This window comes from Algoriphagus marincola DSM 16067, assembly GCF_000429405.1.
GTDB classification, from domain to species: domain Bacteria; phylum Bacteroidota; class Bacteroidia; order Cytophagales; family Cyclobacteriaceae; genus Algoriphagus; species Algoriphagus marincola.
The window spans coordinates 115,347-131,475 of sequence record NZ_AUBU01000003.1 but is presented as its reverse complement, the minus strand read 5'-3'; the positions used below and the strand labels follow the sequence as shown (position 1 = coordinate 131,475).

Here is a 16,129-nt window from a genome sequence, read left to right as displayed (position 1 = left end):
GGGTGCTCAATGAAATATGCCTATGACAAGAAATGCTTCACTTAGTTTAGCAAGATAGGTTCGGCTTCGCCTCAAAAGATGATTTGAGCTTTGGTCGTTGAAATAGGCTTCACGAAATACAATGGAAATATATCTTGCTTCGCTCGATGAAATAGGCCTGCAGAAAGATATACCTCACTTCTTTTGCAATTGGCCTAGTCTGTAAAGCTGCTTTCTACTTAATTAGCGATATGAAGAATTATGCCTACCTATTGCTGCTTTTGTTTGGCAGTTGCCAACTAGGAGAAGAAAAGCTTTGGCAACCAGAGAAAATTGAGTTTCCGGGACCAGCTATGGCTTCCTTACCTGTCCTTTCGGCTTCTGAAGACCGTCTCTTGCTTTCATTTGTGTCTCCAGATTCTGATTCTACCTATGCACTCTATGTTTCCGAATTCAAAGACGAAGCTTTTTCCTCTCCGGAGCTCATCACGAGAGGCGAGGATTGGTTTGTCAACTGGGCAGATTATCCTGCAATAGTTGAAAATCAGGGAAATTTCCTCGCGCATATTTTAAAAAAGTCATCTCCAGCTACTTTTTCCTATGATATTCAAATGCAGGTACGACCAAAATCAGGAGGCACTTGGAAAAATAATCTAGCCTTGCACAAGGATAGTACCTTGACAGAGCATGGGTTTGTAAGTTCCATAGCCTATTCGGATAGCAGCTATTTGGTGACTTGGCTAGATGGCCGGCAAACTTCTGCCGGAGGACATGATCATTCTGCCCATTCCGGAGCGATGAGTCTACGAGTAGCTGAAGTGAATATTGAGGGAAAAGTGATCTGGGATGAATTATTAGATGCACGTACCTGCGATTGCTGTCAGACTACCGCTACTATGACCGCTCAGGGGCCAATTATTTTATACCGAAACAGATCTGACCGGGAGATTCGGGATATCGCCATTACCCGCTTGGTCCATGGCAAATGGACGGAGCCCAGTATCATCCATCCTGATGGCTGGACTATCACGGGTTGCCCTGTAAATGGTCCTAGAGTAGACGCAGAGGGTGAAAATGTACTCGCTGCTTGGTTTACCGATGCAGATCAATCCTCGGCTGTGAAGGTGGCCTTTTCTAGCAATAGCGGTGCTGACTTTTCCCAAGCTCAAAGCATCAGTACCGGTGATGCCTTGGGAAGAGTAGATGTGACTTTGCTCAATGAGGAGGAGGGTCTGATCTCTTGGATGGAAATGAAAGAAGATGCGACTTACCTGATGGTGCAAAAAGTGAATCAGTCTGGCAATCTTTTTCCGGCTTATGAAATAGCAGTCATGGATCCCAGTCGGAGAAGTGGTTTTCCTCAGATGGAACGATTTGGGGATTGGATCTATTTTGCCTGGACGGAGATGGAGGGCCCTGAAATGAAAATCGCCTTGGCTCGAGTAGTAGTGGATACTTTTTGATTGGAAGTAATTAGCCTTCTATTGGATAGAGCTTGAGTGAGGACACTCAGGTCGGCGGTATGAAAAGAAATATACCTTCGGCGAAATATAGTAGGCTTCGCCTCCTGATATACACCTCACTTCGTTCGGAGAAATACTGGTTTTACCGTGAATGCGATCCCGAGAATCGGGAGAGGCCCTCCTCCCGGAGGGCAGGCAGTCTTAAAAGTGAAAAAGTTAAGAAATCAATAATCTTTACCTGCTCTACCGAAGTATTTGATAGCCAATGCTAGTTCCCAAAAAAGGTTGAAAATCTTCTTCTGTAAGGTTGTAGGATAAATTGATTTGTATCCTACCCAAATAAGCTCCAAACCGTAGACCGGGACCTAGATTGCTAACCCATCTTTGGGTATCCGTCCAGTTTCCAGGTTCACGAGAAGTAATGATATATCGATTATGGGTATACAAATTCAAGCTGAGCCCAGTGTAAAATTGCCTTAATCCTCCTTTTGGGCCATATTTTGCCTTTCCAATTCGGTAGTCACCAAAAAGGTAATTGTTTAAGACATAATTAGCTCCTTCTCGGCAGGAGGGCGTACCCGGAAAGAGTGGATGCTCCTCTGTGCAACCACCCGGATAAACTGCCACCCCATAAGCTAAAGCCATTGGTTCAAATCGATACCCAAGCACAAATCGTTCATTTAATATCAATCGAGGTTCAAAAAACAATCCAACTCCGGTCATGGTGTTGAATTCCATATTGGACTTATTGTAAACTACCCCGGCCGTAAGCGAAAAACCTTTGTCTTCCTTTTGCTGGGCAAAGGTAGTAGCAGCCATCATCAAAAAACTGAGTATAAAAAGTTGTGTTTTCATCGTATTTGTCCTCTTTTTCAAACTTAACACCGTTGAAGTAATCTCAAAAACGTAAATTAAGGTAATCATGTTGGCATTGGCCGTCACTGCGATCCCGAGAATCGGGAGAAGCAGTCTCAAGCTAGGAAGGCATAGGGTATAATTTAAATTATTTTGCAGTCTGGAGACTGCATTATTTTAGGTCCAAGTCCTGCCTTCGTCAGACAGGTTAGGAGACTTGAATCAGATAATAGCCGTTACTGCGAGTGAAGCGAAGCCTTCCCTCCGGGAGGCGGGCCTGCCCTCCGGTAGGTGGGCAGGCTAAAGAGTGTAAAAGTTAAAACGTGAGTGGAGACACTCACGCTGGAGGTGGATTATGGTTTGTTTAAACATGAGTGAAGACACTTACTCCGGCGGGCTAATCGGAGATTATGAATCTACTTCATTTTCCAAGCGCTCAATAATCTCATCAGATAGCTTCCAGGGATAATCCTTCAAAATTCTTGCATAGACCTCTTTCCATTTTGGGGAGTTTGGATCCTTCAATACCTCCCGTTCCGCTTTGAGGAGCCTATTGATATCGTAGACACTATGAAAGCCCGGATAGGCTCTTTCAGCTTCATTCAGGGTTTCGATCACCTGATCTATTCTTCGATCAAAAAGATATTCAAAAGCGGTTCTCTCAAGATTTTTGGCTTTTTGGTACTTGGAGACGGTGGTTTTGCTTCCGCCAATTTGTAAAAGGATATCATTTTCATAGTCATTGCGGATATCCTCAGGTGCTGGATCGGAGGTAATGGGAGGTGTAGTCGTCAATAGACTATCGGTTCCAGAATTCGGGAACCGCTCAGGCCCTGTCTCTGGATTTGTTGGTCTGGAGTCAGGGATCTGAGCTATTGGCTTTCTTTTTCTGGAAGTACTATCCGGCTTGATGGCCATCACCTGAGGGAAAAGCTCGGTATCTTCGTCATAGATTTTTGATTTGATAGTCGCCAAAGCCTGCATGGCATTTTGAATGGTGGTTTGATTGATCTCAGAAGGTAAAGGAAGAAGGGTGGTCACCTCCTGGGATTTGATGCCGACTACTTCGATCATCATGGTTCCTTTGATCGTGCCTTGCTTTGCAGCCAATCCAATGGAAGATAGGTCTCCGATATTTATCCCTGATTCATTGGCGGTCAGAAGGGTGATGAGTCGGAGCCCAACGCCAACCCGTCGGAAACCTATAAAGGATCCATCCGAACGAACCTCAGCCAAGGTGGCAAATTTCATGTAGTCCATGGTCACCTTGTAGCTGGAGTTTTTGGTAGAAACTGTCACAGGTAAATAGGATATTCCACCTTCTGCATTCACCTGGCCAATACTGACCAATACAGTTTCATTATTCAAAAACTGGAAAATCTCATCGCTATTCATCAGTTTGATGTCCTTGGTGTAGAGGTCACCGTCTTTGGAAAGCAAGATCTCATCATGGTATTCAATGGGATCGATCGGAATAAATCCCCGAAAGTTGGAATAGGTCTTCGCATCCGTCAATAAATTCTCATGCGACCTGCAGGCGGAAATAATGCAGATCAAAACTAAAACAATCGTAAATCTGGTCATGGTCTTTTTTGAGAAGTGGGTGGGTAAAAAGTGGCTTTATTTCATTGATGCATTTTGAATGCGATTCAATATAGAAAAATTATCCGATTAGCTGATTTATTGATTAAAATATATGATTATTTTCAGGTAAATAGGACTACAGAAATACTTGGGAGACTTCTATATTCCAAAGTAATAAAGATGTCAATTCGGACTATTTCATGGGATATAAAAAAAGGCGATGTTTTGCACATCGCCTTCAATCGGTAAATTGCTTATCAATACTATTCACCGAATGGGTCAAAATTCCAGTCATTAAAGATGGAAATTACTTTTGCTTCCAGATTACTAATATTTTTCATATCAGCTGCTTCAAACGCTCCTGAAGCAAATCCTTGCCATACTTGGTTACCCGTTTGGGCATCAATGAAATTTACTATTACTGTTCCTGCTTTTACAGGTACCATTCTAGTACTTACAGATCTTGGTCCAAATCCTAAATAGTCTTGACCATTTGTCATGGTATAGGTTCTCAATTCAGTGGGTTTTTCCAAAATCTGAAAATTCACCAACATATCTGGATTCTCTTCATTGTGTACGAAGCCTCTCGCGTCCATTTGGGTGTCAATCGCCTCTTTGACGTGCGAATTTGAAGTTTTGTTGTTGTAAATCAAGGTCATATCTCCATCTACTAAAATGTAGTCTTCAGGAATAATATCCTTGTTAAATACCCAATCGTAAGATTGATAGTCGGACAAACCCTTGCTTTCCCTTACATCTGTGTACGTTTTTTGCGCAACTGTGTAAGGGGTAGCAAAGAATATTAGCATTGCCAAACTGAATAATGTTTTGTATAAATAGTTGTTTTTTAAATAGCTCATAATAAATAAGGTTTTTGTGGTTATCTACTTATTATAACGGGTCTTATTATTATATGTTACATTCTTGTATATCTGTGATTAAATATAATTTTAATTACTACAATATATAAAAATAGTATTTTAATATACACACATCATCCATCGATTGTGTGGTAAAAAGTGTTTATTCAAAATTTAATTTTTTTTAAAAAAACTTATTTCAATATAGATATAGAATATGTTCTGATTATATATTCTGAGATTTATCTACCAAGATGAAAAAAATGAATTGGAAAATTAGCTGCTTTTTTCTTCTTTTATTTCTTTCAAAAAAACTGAATAAATAAATCAGCTTCGCATGCGCAGGATACTCTTACTATTCCTTTGGCTCTTGGGTCATTCGTTATTTGCTCAGCAATCAGACAAGTCAATTGAAATTTTGCGGGATTTGCAGACCATCCATACCCCTGAAGGCATAGAACTGCTAGAGCAGATCGAGCTCAACGGAACCAAACAATGGGTAAGTATCCGGGGGAAAGATCGCTCCAACCCGGTATTACTCGTCTTGCATGGAGGTCCAGCGAGTCCACTGATGCCTATTAGTTGGGCCTATCAGACCCCCTGGGAGGATTATTTCACCGTCGTCAATTGGGATCAGCAACTAGCGGGTAAAAACTGGCTGGAAGGGGATAGTAGTCGGGTGGACCGCATCAACTTCCGAGGGCTGATTCAGGATGCCTACCTGCTAGTGGATTCTCTGCGTGCCAGATTAAATCAGGATAAAATATTCCTGATGGGGTATTCCTATGGTGCAGGAATGGGGATCCGAATGGCTGCACGCATCCCTCAGAAGCTTCATGCCTATATTGGTGTGGGGCAGATGGCTCCCGGCAACCCTGAATTGGTTATTTATCAACGATTGCTGCAACTGGCTTCCGAAGCAGGAAATGAAGAGGCGCTACAAGAATTAGAAGCTATAGCCCCTTATCCCAATCCGGAAGGAGGTAATCCCATTCGGAAAATTTTGACAGTTAGAAAATGGGCTCGCTACTTCAATGGGGGTTGGTATGGGAAAGAAAATTTTGATTTGCTCTTCCAACTGCCCGAACTATCGCCCCTCTACACAGCGGAAGAAATCTCAAGCTTGGACATAAGCAGTCCCTGGATTTCCCGCAAAATGCTGGCTCAGGGCGGAGGAGGGGAGTTCCCTTTAGATTTCGAGATTCCAATCTTTTTCATGATGGGAAGGCATGATCTGCATACGCCCTATCAGGGTGCAGCCGATTATTTCCAGCAACTCAGCGCCCCACAAAAGGAAATGTTCACCTTTGAAAACAGCGGACATGTGCCTTTTTTGGAAGAACAGGGGAGATTTTTAGTGACCTTGGTCAATCTAATCGGTAATCAATAGCTATCTCCTGGGATAAATTCAATTGTTGACAAAGCAAAAAAAAGTGTTGAGGCATGACGAAAACCCAATGTACATAACGAAAGGCGAAGCACTATACCTCGCCTAAAAACAAAATAAAGGAGAATTTGCCCTTTAGGAATCAGAGGCAGAATGTTCAGTCATCATTTGCTCATGTTCCTTTTGCATGGATTCATGCTCGGTCCTCATCGAATCATGTTCAGCTTTCATCTTTTCATGCTCTTTCTTCATTGATTCATGTTCGGCTAGGACTTCCTCATCTGACATTTCTCCTGATTCGTGCTTCGTTTCAAGCGCTGCATGTTTTTTGATCATTTCTTCATGCTGAGCAACCAATTGTTGATGTTTCTCAATTAGTTGTAGATGCCTTGCCTCGAGCATTTCATGATTGGAGCCATCTGACTCTGATAGGGAATTGTGCATTTCTACCCATTTTTCGTGATCGTCTTCGAAACTGGCATGGGCTTCTTCCAAACTTTGATGTTCGGCTTCCATGGCACTGTGCTCTTCAGCGATTTGCTGATGAAGTTCTGCGTTGTACTTTGGCTTACAAGCTCAAATTGATAGGCCTGCGAATAATACGATTAATCCAAAATTGATTCTTTTCATAGTGATTTGGGTTGATTTCATAGAAATCTAGCACTAAAATTTTGAAAAAATTTCTTTTTCAAAATAATTTTTCTTATTCCTGGAAATTTCAAAATAGTATTCCAAACAAATAGAAAGAAAATTCATAGTTTAAATATCTGAAATAGCTTGTTCAGGACTTGTCTGTAAGTGTTCAAAACGGAAGAAAATCTCCCAATCACTAGCTGCACTATTCCGTAAGTATGGGAAGATGATTGCCTTAAATCCAGTAAATCGTTTGATTTTGTCTGCTATTGCGGATATGCTCCTTATACCCTTGCAACATGGTGTAGGAGAACTATTCCTTATTTTGGATTTAAGATCTCACAATACAATTTTTAATGTGATACTTACATTACAAAAATTTAAAATATTGAAATTCAATGTAATATGAATTAAAATAAGACTTTGGTTGTTGTATAGGTATTAGGACTCGTTGTTCTATGATAAACCAAATTTAAATATGAGTATTTCCGAAGATCAGCATTTCAAAATCGGTCAAACCGTTTTCACCAAAGTCGCTCCAAATGTGAAGTTGAAGGTGCGAAAGTTCTATGCCAATATCTATTACTGTGCCTTCGTGGATGACCCTCAAAAAAAGGAATTGGCGCTATTTGAACGTGAAATAATTTATTGAAATCCCCTTGGGGTTTTTATAAAATTTACCCGAAGTAACACTAAACAAATCTCTTATGAATATTACAAGAAGTTGGCGTGAGCAAAAAGTGATGCTGAAAAGAAGGTTTTCAAATCTATTGGACATCGACTTTGAATATCAGGAAGGTGATCGCGAACGTATGATGGAAAGGCTCTCTTTGAAACTAAAAAAATCCCGAGGTGAACTCGATTCCTTGTTTGCCGAATTGCAAACTTATTAACAATATAAAACTTTGAAAACAGCTATGCTTCACTAGGATAGGGTTGGATGAGTTTAAACCAAAATCCTAATGAAACATATCAAATTCCAAAAATCAGAGAATACTGATTTCTCAAAAACACTCCACAGGAGAGTAAATGAATACTTTAAATCCAATAATACTAAAAAATATGGGGGACGGCCGATGGTCATCAAAACCATATTTATGCTATCGTTATTCTTCATTCCGATTGGCTTTTTAGGGTCTGGCTTGGTCCAAAGTGTCTGGCTTCTTTTTGTCTTGTATATTTTAAGTGGTCTGGGAATGGCAGGGATTGGAATGGGCGTGATGCATGATGCGATTCATGGTTCTTATTCCAAAAACCCTAAGGTCAATAAATACCTAGGCTACACGATGAACCTGATCGGTGCCAATGCGCGTGTATGGAAAGTTCAACACAATGTGCTACACCATACCTATACAAATATCGATCAAGGCGATGATGATATCAATGCACCGTTTTTTCTGCGCTTTTCTCCCAATGCCAAGCGCTATTGGATCCATCGCTTCCAGCACTTCTATATTTGGTTTTTCTACGGCTTGTCTACGATTTCCTGGATTACCACCAAGGATTTTGTACGGGCGATCCGATACAGGAAAATGGGGCTTTTGAAAGGTGATTTTAAAAAGGTACTGCTGAAAATATCCGCGTGGAAGGTATTTTATTATTCCTATGCGCTGGTTTTGCCTCTGATTATGGTGTCTTTACCAGCCTGGATTATTGTACTGGCCTTTCTATCAATGCATTTTGTCACCGGTCTTTTAATCAGTTTGATATTTCAAACAGCACATATTCTGGAGGATACCACTTTTCCCAAGCCGGATGAAAAGGGCATTATCACTGATGCATGGGTCAATCACCAATTGGCCACTACGAGTAATTATGCACCTAAAAGCCGGATTTTCTCCTGGTTGATTGGCGGACTCAATTTTCAGGTTGAGCATCATTTGTTTCCCCATATCAGTCATGTGCACTACCGAAAGATTTCCAAGATCGTAGCAAAAACAGCACAGGAATTCCAGATTCCATATTTGGTAAACCCGACCTTCTTTTCAGCACTGGGTAATCATGTCAAGATGCTTCGGCAATTGGGAAGGGCATAGGCACAAGTCGTCTATGAATTGGCTCGAAGGGAATCTTAATTATAGGAGTCTCTTCGAGCTAGTTTATTCCACCTAAGCTGAGACTAAAGATCCTAGGGCAGTAGGTGTAAGCATCACTGCTGGACTTGGAGAAGAATCTAAAATTGGGAAAAGGAAATTTTTCCCACGCGTATATTTGGGTCTACCGGCTCAATTCCCCAACTAGCCGTAGATTTTCATTGGCTGCTAGTCCGTTGGGATTACAACCGAGTTTGCCTTCTGGTACGGCTATACCTAGCTTTTCATAGAATTCCAGCCAATAGGCATCGGTTTCTCCGCTTTCCGGATTGATAAAAGTCATAGGCTCCAAGGAAAATACCTCCGCATGTCGAAAGGCGCGCTCCACCAAGTCTGAACAATACAAGCTGGAGTCATTGAGGACATAGGACCAATTATAGGGCTTGCCCAGGAGAGATTTGGCTGTGGTGATGGCTTGGGGAATAGCCGCTTGAAGCTCTGTTTGGAGTCGATAAATGACCAGTTTCTTATCATTCACTTCAGTACGGGCGACCAAGCTGTCGAGAGGCTCCGATACAGAGCCCTTCTCCGTACTGGCGTGCAGGATATAGACCTGCGAGCCGACAATCTCCAACATTCCCACATGGTCAAAGGATACATTAGAATCCCGTTGGGTCACCCGATTGATCGCCCCGGATAGTTGCTCTGTCTTAGCCCCCACAAAGATCAGATCCCCAGTCTGAATGCAGAGATTCCGATAATCCAAGCATTCCTGCGAATTCCCTGTCCTGGGAAAGAGCAATAAAAGACACAGGCAAAAGGAAACTAGCAATCGAAAAGCGGGCATAATCTTGGGGTTATTGGGGTGAAGGTAGGGGATTGGTGGGGAATGCATTCTTTACGGATGGACTATTAGGAATTGCAAATTTCTCTGAAATGAAAACCGAATTGCTTTTTCCTGATTGATAAAAACCTCCCAGATAATATTTAACCCAAAGCCTATTGTAAATCGAGAAATTTTTCCAGAATTTCTTTGAATTCTTTAGCTTTTTCCTTGGAGAACTGGATATTTTGTTTGGATCCTCTTTCACGATTATTATCTCCCATTGCATAGGTTCTTAATTGTAAATACTCTTTCTCAATAATTACATCTCCGATAACAGAACCTGGTCGTAGACTAATCTTATCAGTTTTCTCAATCAATATTTCTCCTAATAATGCCATGTTTATAAATAATTAAATAATATCGAATCTTTATTTTTCACTTTTTGAATTTCTATTTCAGTAGAATAAGTTAAATCAGATTTATATTTCACTTCTGAAACATTGTTTGGAATATGAATTTCCTCTATTTTATCAATGTCCTGATGTCTGTAAAAACGTAAAGACTGTTGAGCAATGTCATAATCGAATTTTACGCCAATGGAATGTTCCAAAGAACTTCCAAGAGTTCTAAAAACAATTTTGTTTAGCTTTTCAACTGTATCAAAGTCATAATCAGTCTTCTCAGAAATTCTGTCAATTAAATACTGAATGCTATTCCCTGAATTGTGTTGCTTTAAAAAAACCGAAGCAATTAAAACTTGTGTGTCAGACGGAGGGTTTAACTGTTCTGCTGAGAAAATATGTTTTCTCTCAAAGTTCGAACTGCTCTTAACTTCAATTCTTTCTGTTCCTGCATTAAAATCAAATTTCTCCTCTGGTATGTTATGCCAATAATTTATGAGTTTTTTTGGATTGGTTGAGTTTTCAATTAAAAATAACTCAGCCCAAAGACCGTTTACTGTATTTGTTGGAGAATCTGTCAAGGTTTTAAATACTTCAACAAACCTTTTGAGCGAATCAATTACTTGTTGTTGAGTTGGATTTTGACCAACTGTTTTTATGAGAGATTCAGATATTTTAAGAAAATATTCTTGCAAGTTTCTGTCGCTGCAACGGAATGTAATAACAGTAAATGTCTGAAATTTGAAGGAATCATTCTCATAAATTTTACATTCAAGGTTTTGTTCAAGTTGCAAATATTTGAGGCGAAAATTCTTTAGGCTTAAATCCTTAATTCTCTTAGATACAGAAAGCAATAAAACGGTATTCCCTTCAAAGTCAATTGCCACTCGAAAATTTGGGTATTCCGGGATTGGAATTGCATTGAAAACCTTGCTGTCATTTTCAGGCAAGTTCAGAGAATCGTATAGGTCAATTAAATTCATACTTGCCTTATTAAATCAGCTCCCATATGATCAGGAATCCAAATTGCTAGGGTTGGCACGTTTTCAAAATCGGTATCTCTTAAATTCAATAGGTGAATTTGAATTGTCAAAAGATTTTCATCCTTAATTTCTGAATCACCAGGGTAAATTACTTCTCCTGTTCTCGGGTTACGACCTTGAAATAGCTGTTGTATTTCATCATTTCGATTTAATCTACGAGTTCTTGGTGTCCAATTATCATAGGAATTTGTACTCATCAAGTAAACCAAACATTCTTCGTCTGAATGTTCCTCAATATATCCTTTTAAAATTCCTCTGAGGCTTGAGTATGTTGCAGAATCGCTTTCTCTTGTATAACGAAGATAGTTAAGCAAATGCTCCAAACATTCTTGAATCGTAATTCTTGCAACTAAATGTTTTTGTTCTTCAGTTCTATTTGGATGTCCCTCATCTTGGTTAAACAATTCAGCTCTTGATTCTAGGAAAGTTAAAAGGGCATTTCTATTGGCTTCAATCAGTTCATCTGTGTCGTGTGGTGCGTTAATTCTAAACCAATCATTGCCAAATGTATCTCTATCTAAATCGTCGTAGATGATGTTTCGTCTAGTTAGGTTTAACATTTGATTAAGCACTGCCACTCTGTCTAAATCATTTAGATGTCTATCATTCAAATGGAATTCTAAAAGTCTATTTCTTACATCTTCTTCGTGCTCTACGATAAAATTGTAGGCATCAATAGTTACTTGGTCTAAGAATACTCTACAATAGCCTAAGTAACCTCTTTTATATCCAAAAAACCTTGCTCTCTGTTGAATTGTATCAACGTTTCCTGTACCAATATTTCTCGGCATATAAGTTACGGTCAAACCTTCAACCGTAAAGCCTCTATCCATTGATTGTCCGCCCACTAAAATCCAAGAGTAGAAATCATTCCAAGGAATTTGCGGTGTTACTCCATTTCTAGAATTGACTTCAACAATTTGGGTGTATCGCAGAGCGTGAATCAAATCGTTTCCTGTCAGCGTTTCAAAACTAGGCAAATCAGAAACAGTCATTTGTAATTGATTATATGAAGTTCTAAACTCGTCAATTAGTTCTCTTCTGTCTTCATCATCATTACCTGAAAGTAACCTCTGCCAACTATTACAAGTATTTCTTATCCAATTTGTAAATTCGTTATGGTCTCCTTGCAATCTTGAAGGATGGACAAGCATTGTCCTGTTCCTTTGATTATTTTGCATTTCTCCTGCAACCACTCCCAAAAAGAAAATGCGTAAAGCACTTTTCAAACTCTCTGGAATTTCAAAAAGCGGATTTGTTGGAGTAGGAATTTCATTTGGTGGTATCTCTAAAATAAGGTTTGGATTATTTCTGAAAAAATCAATTCCTCCTGTGTAATCAGGTCCTGGAGTCAATAGTTTTATGAAATTAGGAGAAAGTCTATCCATTATATTTATGAATAGATTTGCTTGTGGAGTAGCGGTGTATTGTAAAAATGTGTGATGTGGGAAAACATTGCGAAGTGCGTTTATTCTTCGGTAAATAGTAGAAACTTGATTTTCAGTTAAACTTTCTATATCAATATTTTGTCGTGCTGCCCATCTTGCTCTAGTGTTTAGACTTGCTTGGTCTCCTTCATCATCAATTATCAAAGTTGCCACTCCTGTAAGGTTTTGCCCCGCAAGAATATTAACCAAGTTATTCAAATGAGATGTGTTCTTCATCACCGTTATCAGCAATGTTCTACACCTTTCTATTGGGAAAGTTGGGTCAGCCCATTGGGCAAGTGTTGTTTCAATTGTTTCAACTTCTTGATTGCTGTTAGGGTTTTGGAGTAATGTCCATTTTCTATCAAACCGAGTATTTAGTCGTAAGTCGACTTCTAATCTTTGAGTAGACTGATTAACAAGGTTCGTAGAAACCCCTGCAATTACAATTACAATTTGGTAGTTATTATCTCTTGCAAGAGCAGTAAGTGTTGTAAATGACAGAGTTTTGCCACTTTGTACATAACCGATTACAATACCTGTTTCATTGTGGGTTTCTACATTAGGACTTCCGCAAACTTGCATAATCCTATATGTTTCATCGAGAATTCTATCACCACTTTTATTTAGGCTTCCATCAGGATTGGTAAAGCCCTTACTTCGGAGTAGTTCTGTTGTTTCATCACCAACAAATGGTTGCCAATCTTCATTTTGGTTTTGTACTTCTATTATTTCACTCATTTCCAATTTATTTTGAGAGATTGGATATTAGTTCATTAAAATTTCTTCTGACTTCTCCTTGATTTTTATAGCTGTCTTTTGCAATGATTTCAGATAGACCTAAAGCAGCAATTATTCTCAAAATGGGTTCAATTTTGTTGTTATCAGTACCTGCAAATTCAATCATAAATGGGTGAGTCAATGAAAGCCTGATACCTATTTTTCTGACATCATCTTCGAACAAGCCATCTTTTATGAATCTATCACCTACCTCCATTAATTCTGTTAGAGACGGGTCATACGAAAGTTCAATGGATACTTTCCAATCTATTTTATTAAATCTAAGGTCGAAATCTCTATGAAGAGTTTTTTCTGTTTTGATTAGCTCACTTCGTGGTTCAGGCTCAGCAACTGAAGAAGAATTAATGATATCTGCAACTGCTTGAGGAGCTTTTTTTTGAAAATCGTCAACAGTTCCATTTAATGCTTTAGAAGCTGATTTGTATTCTTTTTCTGTTGCCCTAACTCGATATTGCTCGGCTTGCTGAAGCAGAGGAAAATCTGTGGAACTGATATCGTCTTTTAAGAGTCTTAGGAAAATATCAAGGTTCTCGTCCCATTGAATACCTTTCTTCGTGAAATTCACATTAAACCCTTCTAAATGAAGTTCACCAAAAACTCGTTGAAAACGATAGCTGTTCGGAGCACCAAAAATAAAATCTGGTCTAAAGCCATTGTCAAAACTGCCTTCGATAACTCTTCCTCGTCTGAATAATGCAAATCCTGCTTCAGAAGTTGAGGCTTTTTCTCTAATTGCTACAAAACCGCGAACACTTAATCCTTTTTCAACTTCAAAATCAATTTCTTTTCGCCAAAGTATTGGTTCACCATCTAGATTATTGTATTGAGGAACTCTAAGAATTTTTGGATCATTAAAATATAACTCTTCACCATTCACGGTTAACTTTAAAATTTTTTTGCGTAGAAATTCTCTATAAATACTTCTTAGGTGGTTTTTAACTTTTCCCACGCCTTTTCTTCTAGGCATCCGATTTACATTAAATAATTCTACGATAGTAAAATGATGATTCTTCTCACAAGTGTTGACCTCTACATCTAACTCCTCCAATTTATCCTCGAAGATTTTCTTCATATCGAAGGAAACTTTCTTCAATTGGGTTTCTCCTAATGCAGTTGATGTAACACACCAATTATCAGCAAACCAACAAGCTGCGGATTTCATCCCCATTCCAAATTCTGATAATCCTGAATTATCAGGAGGAACTTCCGCGGCTCGGAATGCTCTTGGATAATCAGCTGCGCCTATTCCACCTGCATTATCTCTTATTGTAATTCTGTTTTCTGGTTCGTTAATTTCAACTTTTACATCAAGTACAAAATTCTCTCCTTCAATACTCTTTAACACCTTAATGTTTTTTAGATAGCTATCAATTGCATTGTCTATGAACTCTGCCAATGCAAACCAAGTCTCATATTCTATGTGCTTAAGAACAGATAGCATGGTAACCTGTGGACGTATATTTACTCTAGAATTTTGATTCATGTGCCAACTGATTCTTTTCTTAAAAATTCATTTGATTCTTGGGATCCATTTGAAGGACCATTTAAAAGTTTTTCACCTATTTTCTTTACTATTTCAACATTTACTGCATTCCCTAAAGCAGAAAAGCAGGTGCCAATCCTTTCTGGTAATTCTATTCCATTCATTGATTGGATTCTTGCACCTTCTCTTGCTGTTATATACCTTTCCTCCCATCCAAGTATAGGTATTTGTGTACTTACTGTTACAAGAGAAGGGAAAAAGTCGGTTCTTTTGAGCCTTACCCCTGATCCTCTAAATTGTATAATATAGTTTCTAACAATTCTTTCCCCTCCTTGTACATTCCATTCCAATTTTTGCCAACTTGATACTTTCAACTCCTTAATTTTTTCTACAACCGGATCAATAAATGGCTTGTACGTCTCATAGAAAGCTCTATTGCTTCTTATATAATGTTTTTTCCATTTTGGAAACTCCAATTCTTCAGTTCTAGCATAGCTTGGAAGGTTTGCAAACTTTTCTTCTCTAGACATTCCTTTTAAGGAAATTCCAAAATTTCCTTTAGTGTTACCTATTTTTCTTGTTGATGATGCAAAAGGAGTTTCTTTCTCAAAGGGATATGTTGCACCAAACTCCATACTCCAAATTGGCCAACTTGGAAGTTTTACATCTTTTGGTAACCTATCTAAAAACTCTTGCCATAAGTCTAATACAAAAACCTTTTCAGGTTCTAATTTCATAACTTTTGATGGGGATTCATCCAGATATTCAAAGATTGAAATTTGGTCATTATTTACTTCTGGCCAACTAAAGTGATCAAGTCCCACTTTTGATCCAACAATAAAAAACCTCTCCCTATGTTGTGGAATTCCGATATGGTGAGGTGATATGATTTTTTCTCTTATTTCATAACCAAGCTCCTCTTGAAGTTCAAATTTTATATGTTCCCAAGTTTCTCCATTATTATGATTTTGAAGATTTCGTACGTTTTCAAGAATAAAATATCTTGGTTTTTTCAATTCCAGAATTTCAACAATATGATCGAATAAAGTTCCATTTTTCAAATCATTGAAACCTTCTTGATTCCCTGCTTTGGAAAATGGTTGACAAGGAAACCCAGCACAAAGAATATCATGATCAGGAATATCAGACTTTATTGCTTTAGTAATGTCCCTGTGTGGGTTTATTCCAAAATTTTTCAAATACAAGTTTGCTAGAGTTTCATTTTTCTCACTGGCGAAAACACAATGATGCCCTAACTTTTCCATTGCCTGATGAAAGCCTCCAAGGCCTGCAAAAAGATCTACAAATCTCATCTAATATTATAACTATGGTTTAACTTTCCCTTAAATAAAAC

Annotated in this window: 15 protein-coding genes; 5 read left to right on the top strand and 10 right to left on the bottom strand. The window is 38.8% G+C overall.

What is annotated here, in order from left to right:
- The first annotated feature begins 230 nt into the window (after positions 1-230).
- Positions 231-1,442 carry a hypothetical protein gene (locus G457_RS0106180; RefSeq protein ID WP_026945694.1) on the top strand — a complete coding sequence of 404 codons (1,212 nt, stop codon included), beginning with the start codon at positions 231-233 and terminating at the stop codon, positions 1,440-1,442.
- Positions 1,443-1,685: 243 nt separating this feature from the next.
- On the opposite strand, the gene G457_RS0106175 is transcribed toward G457_RS0106180, so the two are convergent.
- From G457_RS0106175 to G457_RS0106165, 3 genes are all read right to left on the bottom strand, one after another.
- Positions 1,686-2,297, bottom strand: a complete 612-nt coding sequence (locus G457_RS0106175; protein WP_155847092.1) for a hypothetical protein — start codon at positions 2,295-2,297, stop codon at positions 1,686-1,688.
- 408 nt (positions 2,298-2,705) lie between these two features.
- Positions 2,706-3,881, bottom strand: a complete 1,176-nt coding sequence (locus G457_RS0106170) for a hypothetical protein (protein WP_026945692.1) — start codon at positions 3,879-3,881, stop codon at positions 2,706-2,708.
- A gap of 263 nt (positions 3,882-4,144) precedes the next feature.
- Positions 4,145-4,741 (bottom strand): DUF4136 domain-containing protein, encoded by a 597-nt coding sequence (locus G457_RS0106165; RefSeq protein WP_026945691.1) that lies wholly within the window; start codon positions 4,739-4,741, stop codon positions 4,145-4,147.
- A gap of 337 nt (positions 4,742-5,078) precedes the next feature.
- Here G457_RS0106165 and G457_RS21110 point away from each other — a divergent pair, with 337 nt between their 5' ends.
- The gene (locus G457_RS21110) at positions 5,079-6,131 is read left to right on the top strand and encodes an alpha/beta fold hydrolase (RefSeq protein ID WP_051260725.1); all 1,053 of its coding nucleotides are present in this window, start codon (positions 5,079-5,081) and stop codon (positions 6,129-6,131) included.
- A 132-nt stretch (positions 6,132-6,263) separates the two neighbouring features.
- On the opposite strand, the gene G457_RS0106155 is transcribed toward G457_RS21110, so the two are convergent.
- Positions 6,264-6,644 carry a hypothetical protein gene (locus G457_RS0106155; RefSeq protein WP_026945690.1) on the bottom strand — a complete coding sequence of 127 codons (381 nt, stop codon included), beginning with the start codon at positions 6,642-6,644 and terminating at the stop codon, positions 6,264-6,266.
- Between the two features lie 595 nt (positions 6,645-7,239).
- Here G457_RS0106155 and G457_RS22960 point away from each other — a divergent pair.
- The 3 genes from G457_RS22960 to G457_RS0106135 all read left to right on the top strand — a co-directional run bounded on the left by G457_RS22960 (position 7,240) and on the right by G457_RS0106135 (position 8,797).
- Positions 7,240-7,413, top strand: a complete 174-nt coding sequence (locus G457_RS22960; protein WP_169719743.1) for a hypothetical protein — start codon at positions 7,240-7,242, stop codon at positions 7,411-7,413.
- Between the two features lie 55 nt (positions 7,414-7,468).
- The gene (locus G457_RS0106140) at positions 7,469-7,654 is read left to right on the top strand and encodes a hypothetical protein (RefSeq protein WP_026945689.1); all 186 of its coding nucleotides are present in this window, start codon (positions 7,469-7,471) and stop codon (positions 7,652-7,654) included.
- Between the two features lie 69 nt (positions 7,655-7,723).
- Positions 7,724-8,797 (top strand): fatty acid desaturase family protein, encoded by a 1,074-nt coding sequence (locus tag G457_RS0106135; protein ID WP_026945688.1) that lies wholly within the window; start codon positions 7,724-7,726, stop codon positions 8,795-8,797.
- A gap of 181 nt (positions 8,798-8,978) precedes the next feature.
- Here the strand turns inward: G457_RS0106135 and G457_RS0106130 are convergent, their stop codons facing one another.
- The 6 genes from G457_RS0106130 to G457_RS0106105 form a co-directional block, all read right to left on the bottom strand.
- The gene (locus G457_RS0106130) at positions 8,979-9,689 is read right to left on the bottom strand and encodes a YiiX/YebB-like N1pC/P60 family cysteine hydrolase (RefSeq protein WP_155847091.1); all 711 of its coding nucleotides are present in this window, start codon (positions 9,687-9,689) and stop codon (positions 8,979-8,981) included.
- A gap of 104 nt (positions 9,690-9,793) precedes the next feature.
- Entirely contained in the window at positions 9,794-10,018 is a 225-nt protein-coding gene (locus tag G457_RS0106125; protein ID WP_026945686.1) for a hypothetical protein, read from the bottom strand.
- A 2-nt stretch (positions 10,019-10,020) separates the two neighbouring features.
- The gene (locus G457_RS0106120; protein WP_026945685.1) at positions 10,021-11,004 is read right to left on the bottom strand and encodes a PD-(D/E)XK motif protein; all 984 of its coding nucleotides are present in this window, start codon (positions 11,002-11,004) and stop codon (positions 10,021-10,023) included.
- Positions 11,001-13,232: a Z1 domain-containing protein gene (locus G457_RS0106115; RefSeq protein WP_026945684.1), complete on the bottom strand. Its 2,232-nt coding sequence runs from the start codon at positions 13,230-13,232 to the stop codon at positions 11,001-11,003. Before G457_RS0106115 ends, G457_RS0106120 begins: the two co-directional genes overlap by 4 nt.
- A gap of 7 nt (positions 13,233-13,239) precedes the next feature.
- Positions 13,240-14,775 (bottom strand): ATP-binding protein, encoded by a 1,536-nt coding sequence (locus G457_RS0106110; protein WP_026945683.1) that lies wholly within the window; start codon positions 14,773-14,775, stop codon positions 13,240-13,242.
- On the bottom strand, positions 14,772-16,088 hold the full coding sequence (locus tag G457_RS0106105) for a DNA cytosine methyltransferase (RefSeq protein WP_026945682.1): 1,317 nt from the start codon (positions 16,086-16,088) through the stop codon (positions 14,772-14,774). Before G457_RS0106105 ends, G457_RS0106110 begins: the two co-directional genes overlap by 4 nt.
- Positions 16,089-16,129: the final 41 nt, after the last annotated feature.

Excerpts from the sequence above, each read along its gene's own strand:
- G457_RS0106115 (WP_026945684.1), bottom strand. The coding sequence starts at position 13,232 with ATGAGTGAAATAATAGAAGTACAAAACCAAAATGAAGATTGGCAACCA.
- G457_RS0106155 (WP_026945690.1), bottom strand. The coding sequence starts at position 6,644 with ATGGAAGCCGAACATCAAAGTTTGGAAGAAGCCCATGCCAGTTTCGAA.
- G457_RS21110 (WP_051260725.1), top strand. The coding sequence starts at position 5,079 with ATGCGCAGGATACTCTTACTATTCCTTTGGCTCTTGGGTCATTCGTTA.
- G457_RS0106175 (WP_155847092.1), bottom strand. The coding sequence starts at position 2,297 with ATGAAAACACAACTTTTTATACTCAGTTTTTTGATGATGGCTGCTACT.
- G457_RS0106105 (WP_026945682.1), bottom strand. The coding sequence starts at position 16,088 with ATGAGATTTGTAGATCTTTTTGCAGGCCTTGGAGGCTTTCATCAGGCA.
- G457_RS0106140 (WP_026945689.1), top strand. The coding sequence starts at position 7,469 with ATGAATATTACAAGAAGTTGGCGTGAGCAAAAAGTGATGCTGAAAAGA.
- G457_RS0106180 (WP_026945694.1), top strand. The coding sequence starts at position 231 with ATGAAGAATTATGCCTACCTATTGCTGCTTTTGTTTGGCAGTTGCCAA.
- G457_RS0106125 (WP_026945686.1), bottom strand. The coding sequence starts at position 10,018 with ATGGCATTATTAGGAGAAATATTGATTGAGAAAACTGATAAGATTAGT.
- G457_RS0106170 (WP_026945692.1), bottom strand. The coding sequence starts at position 3,881 with ATGACCAGATTTACGATTGTTTTAGTTTTGATCTGCATTATTTCCGCC.
- G457_RS0106110 (WP_026945683.1), bottom strand. The coding sequence starts at position 14,775 with ATGAATCAAAATTCTAGAGTAAATATACGTCCACAGGTTACCATGCTA.
- G457_RS0106165 (WP_026945691.1), bottom strand. The coding sequence starts at position 4,741 with ATGAGCTATTTAAAAAACAACTATTTATACAAAACATTATTCAGTTTG.
- G457_RS0106135 (WP_026945688.1), top strand. The coding sequence starts at position 7,724 with ATGAAACATATCAAATTCCAAAAATCAGAGAATACTGATTTCTCAAAA.
- G457_RS0106130 (WP_155847091.1), bottom strand. The coding sequence starts at position 9,689 with ATGCATTCCCCACCAATCCCCTACCTTCACCCCAATAACCCCAAGATT.
- G457_RS22960 (WP_169719743.1), top strand. The coding sequence starts at position 7,240 with ATGAGTATTTCCGAAGATCAGCATTTCAAAATCGGTCAAACCGTTTTC.
- G457_RS0106120 (WP_026945685.1), bottom strand. The coding sequence starts at position 11,004 with ATGAATTTAATTGACCTATACGATTCTCTGAACTTGCCTGAAAATGAC.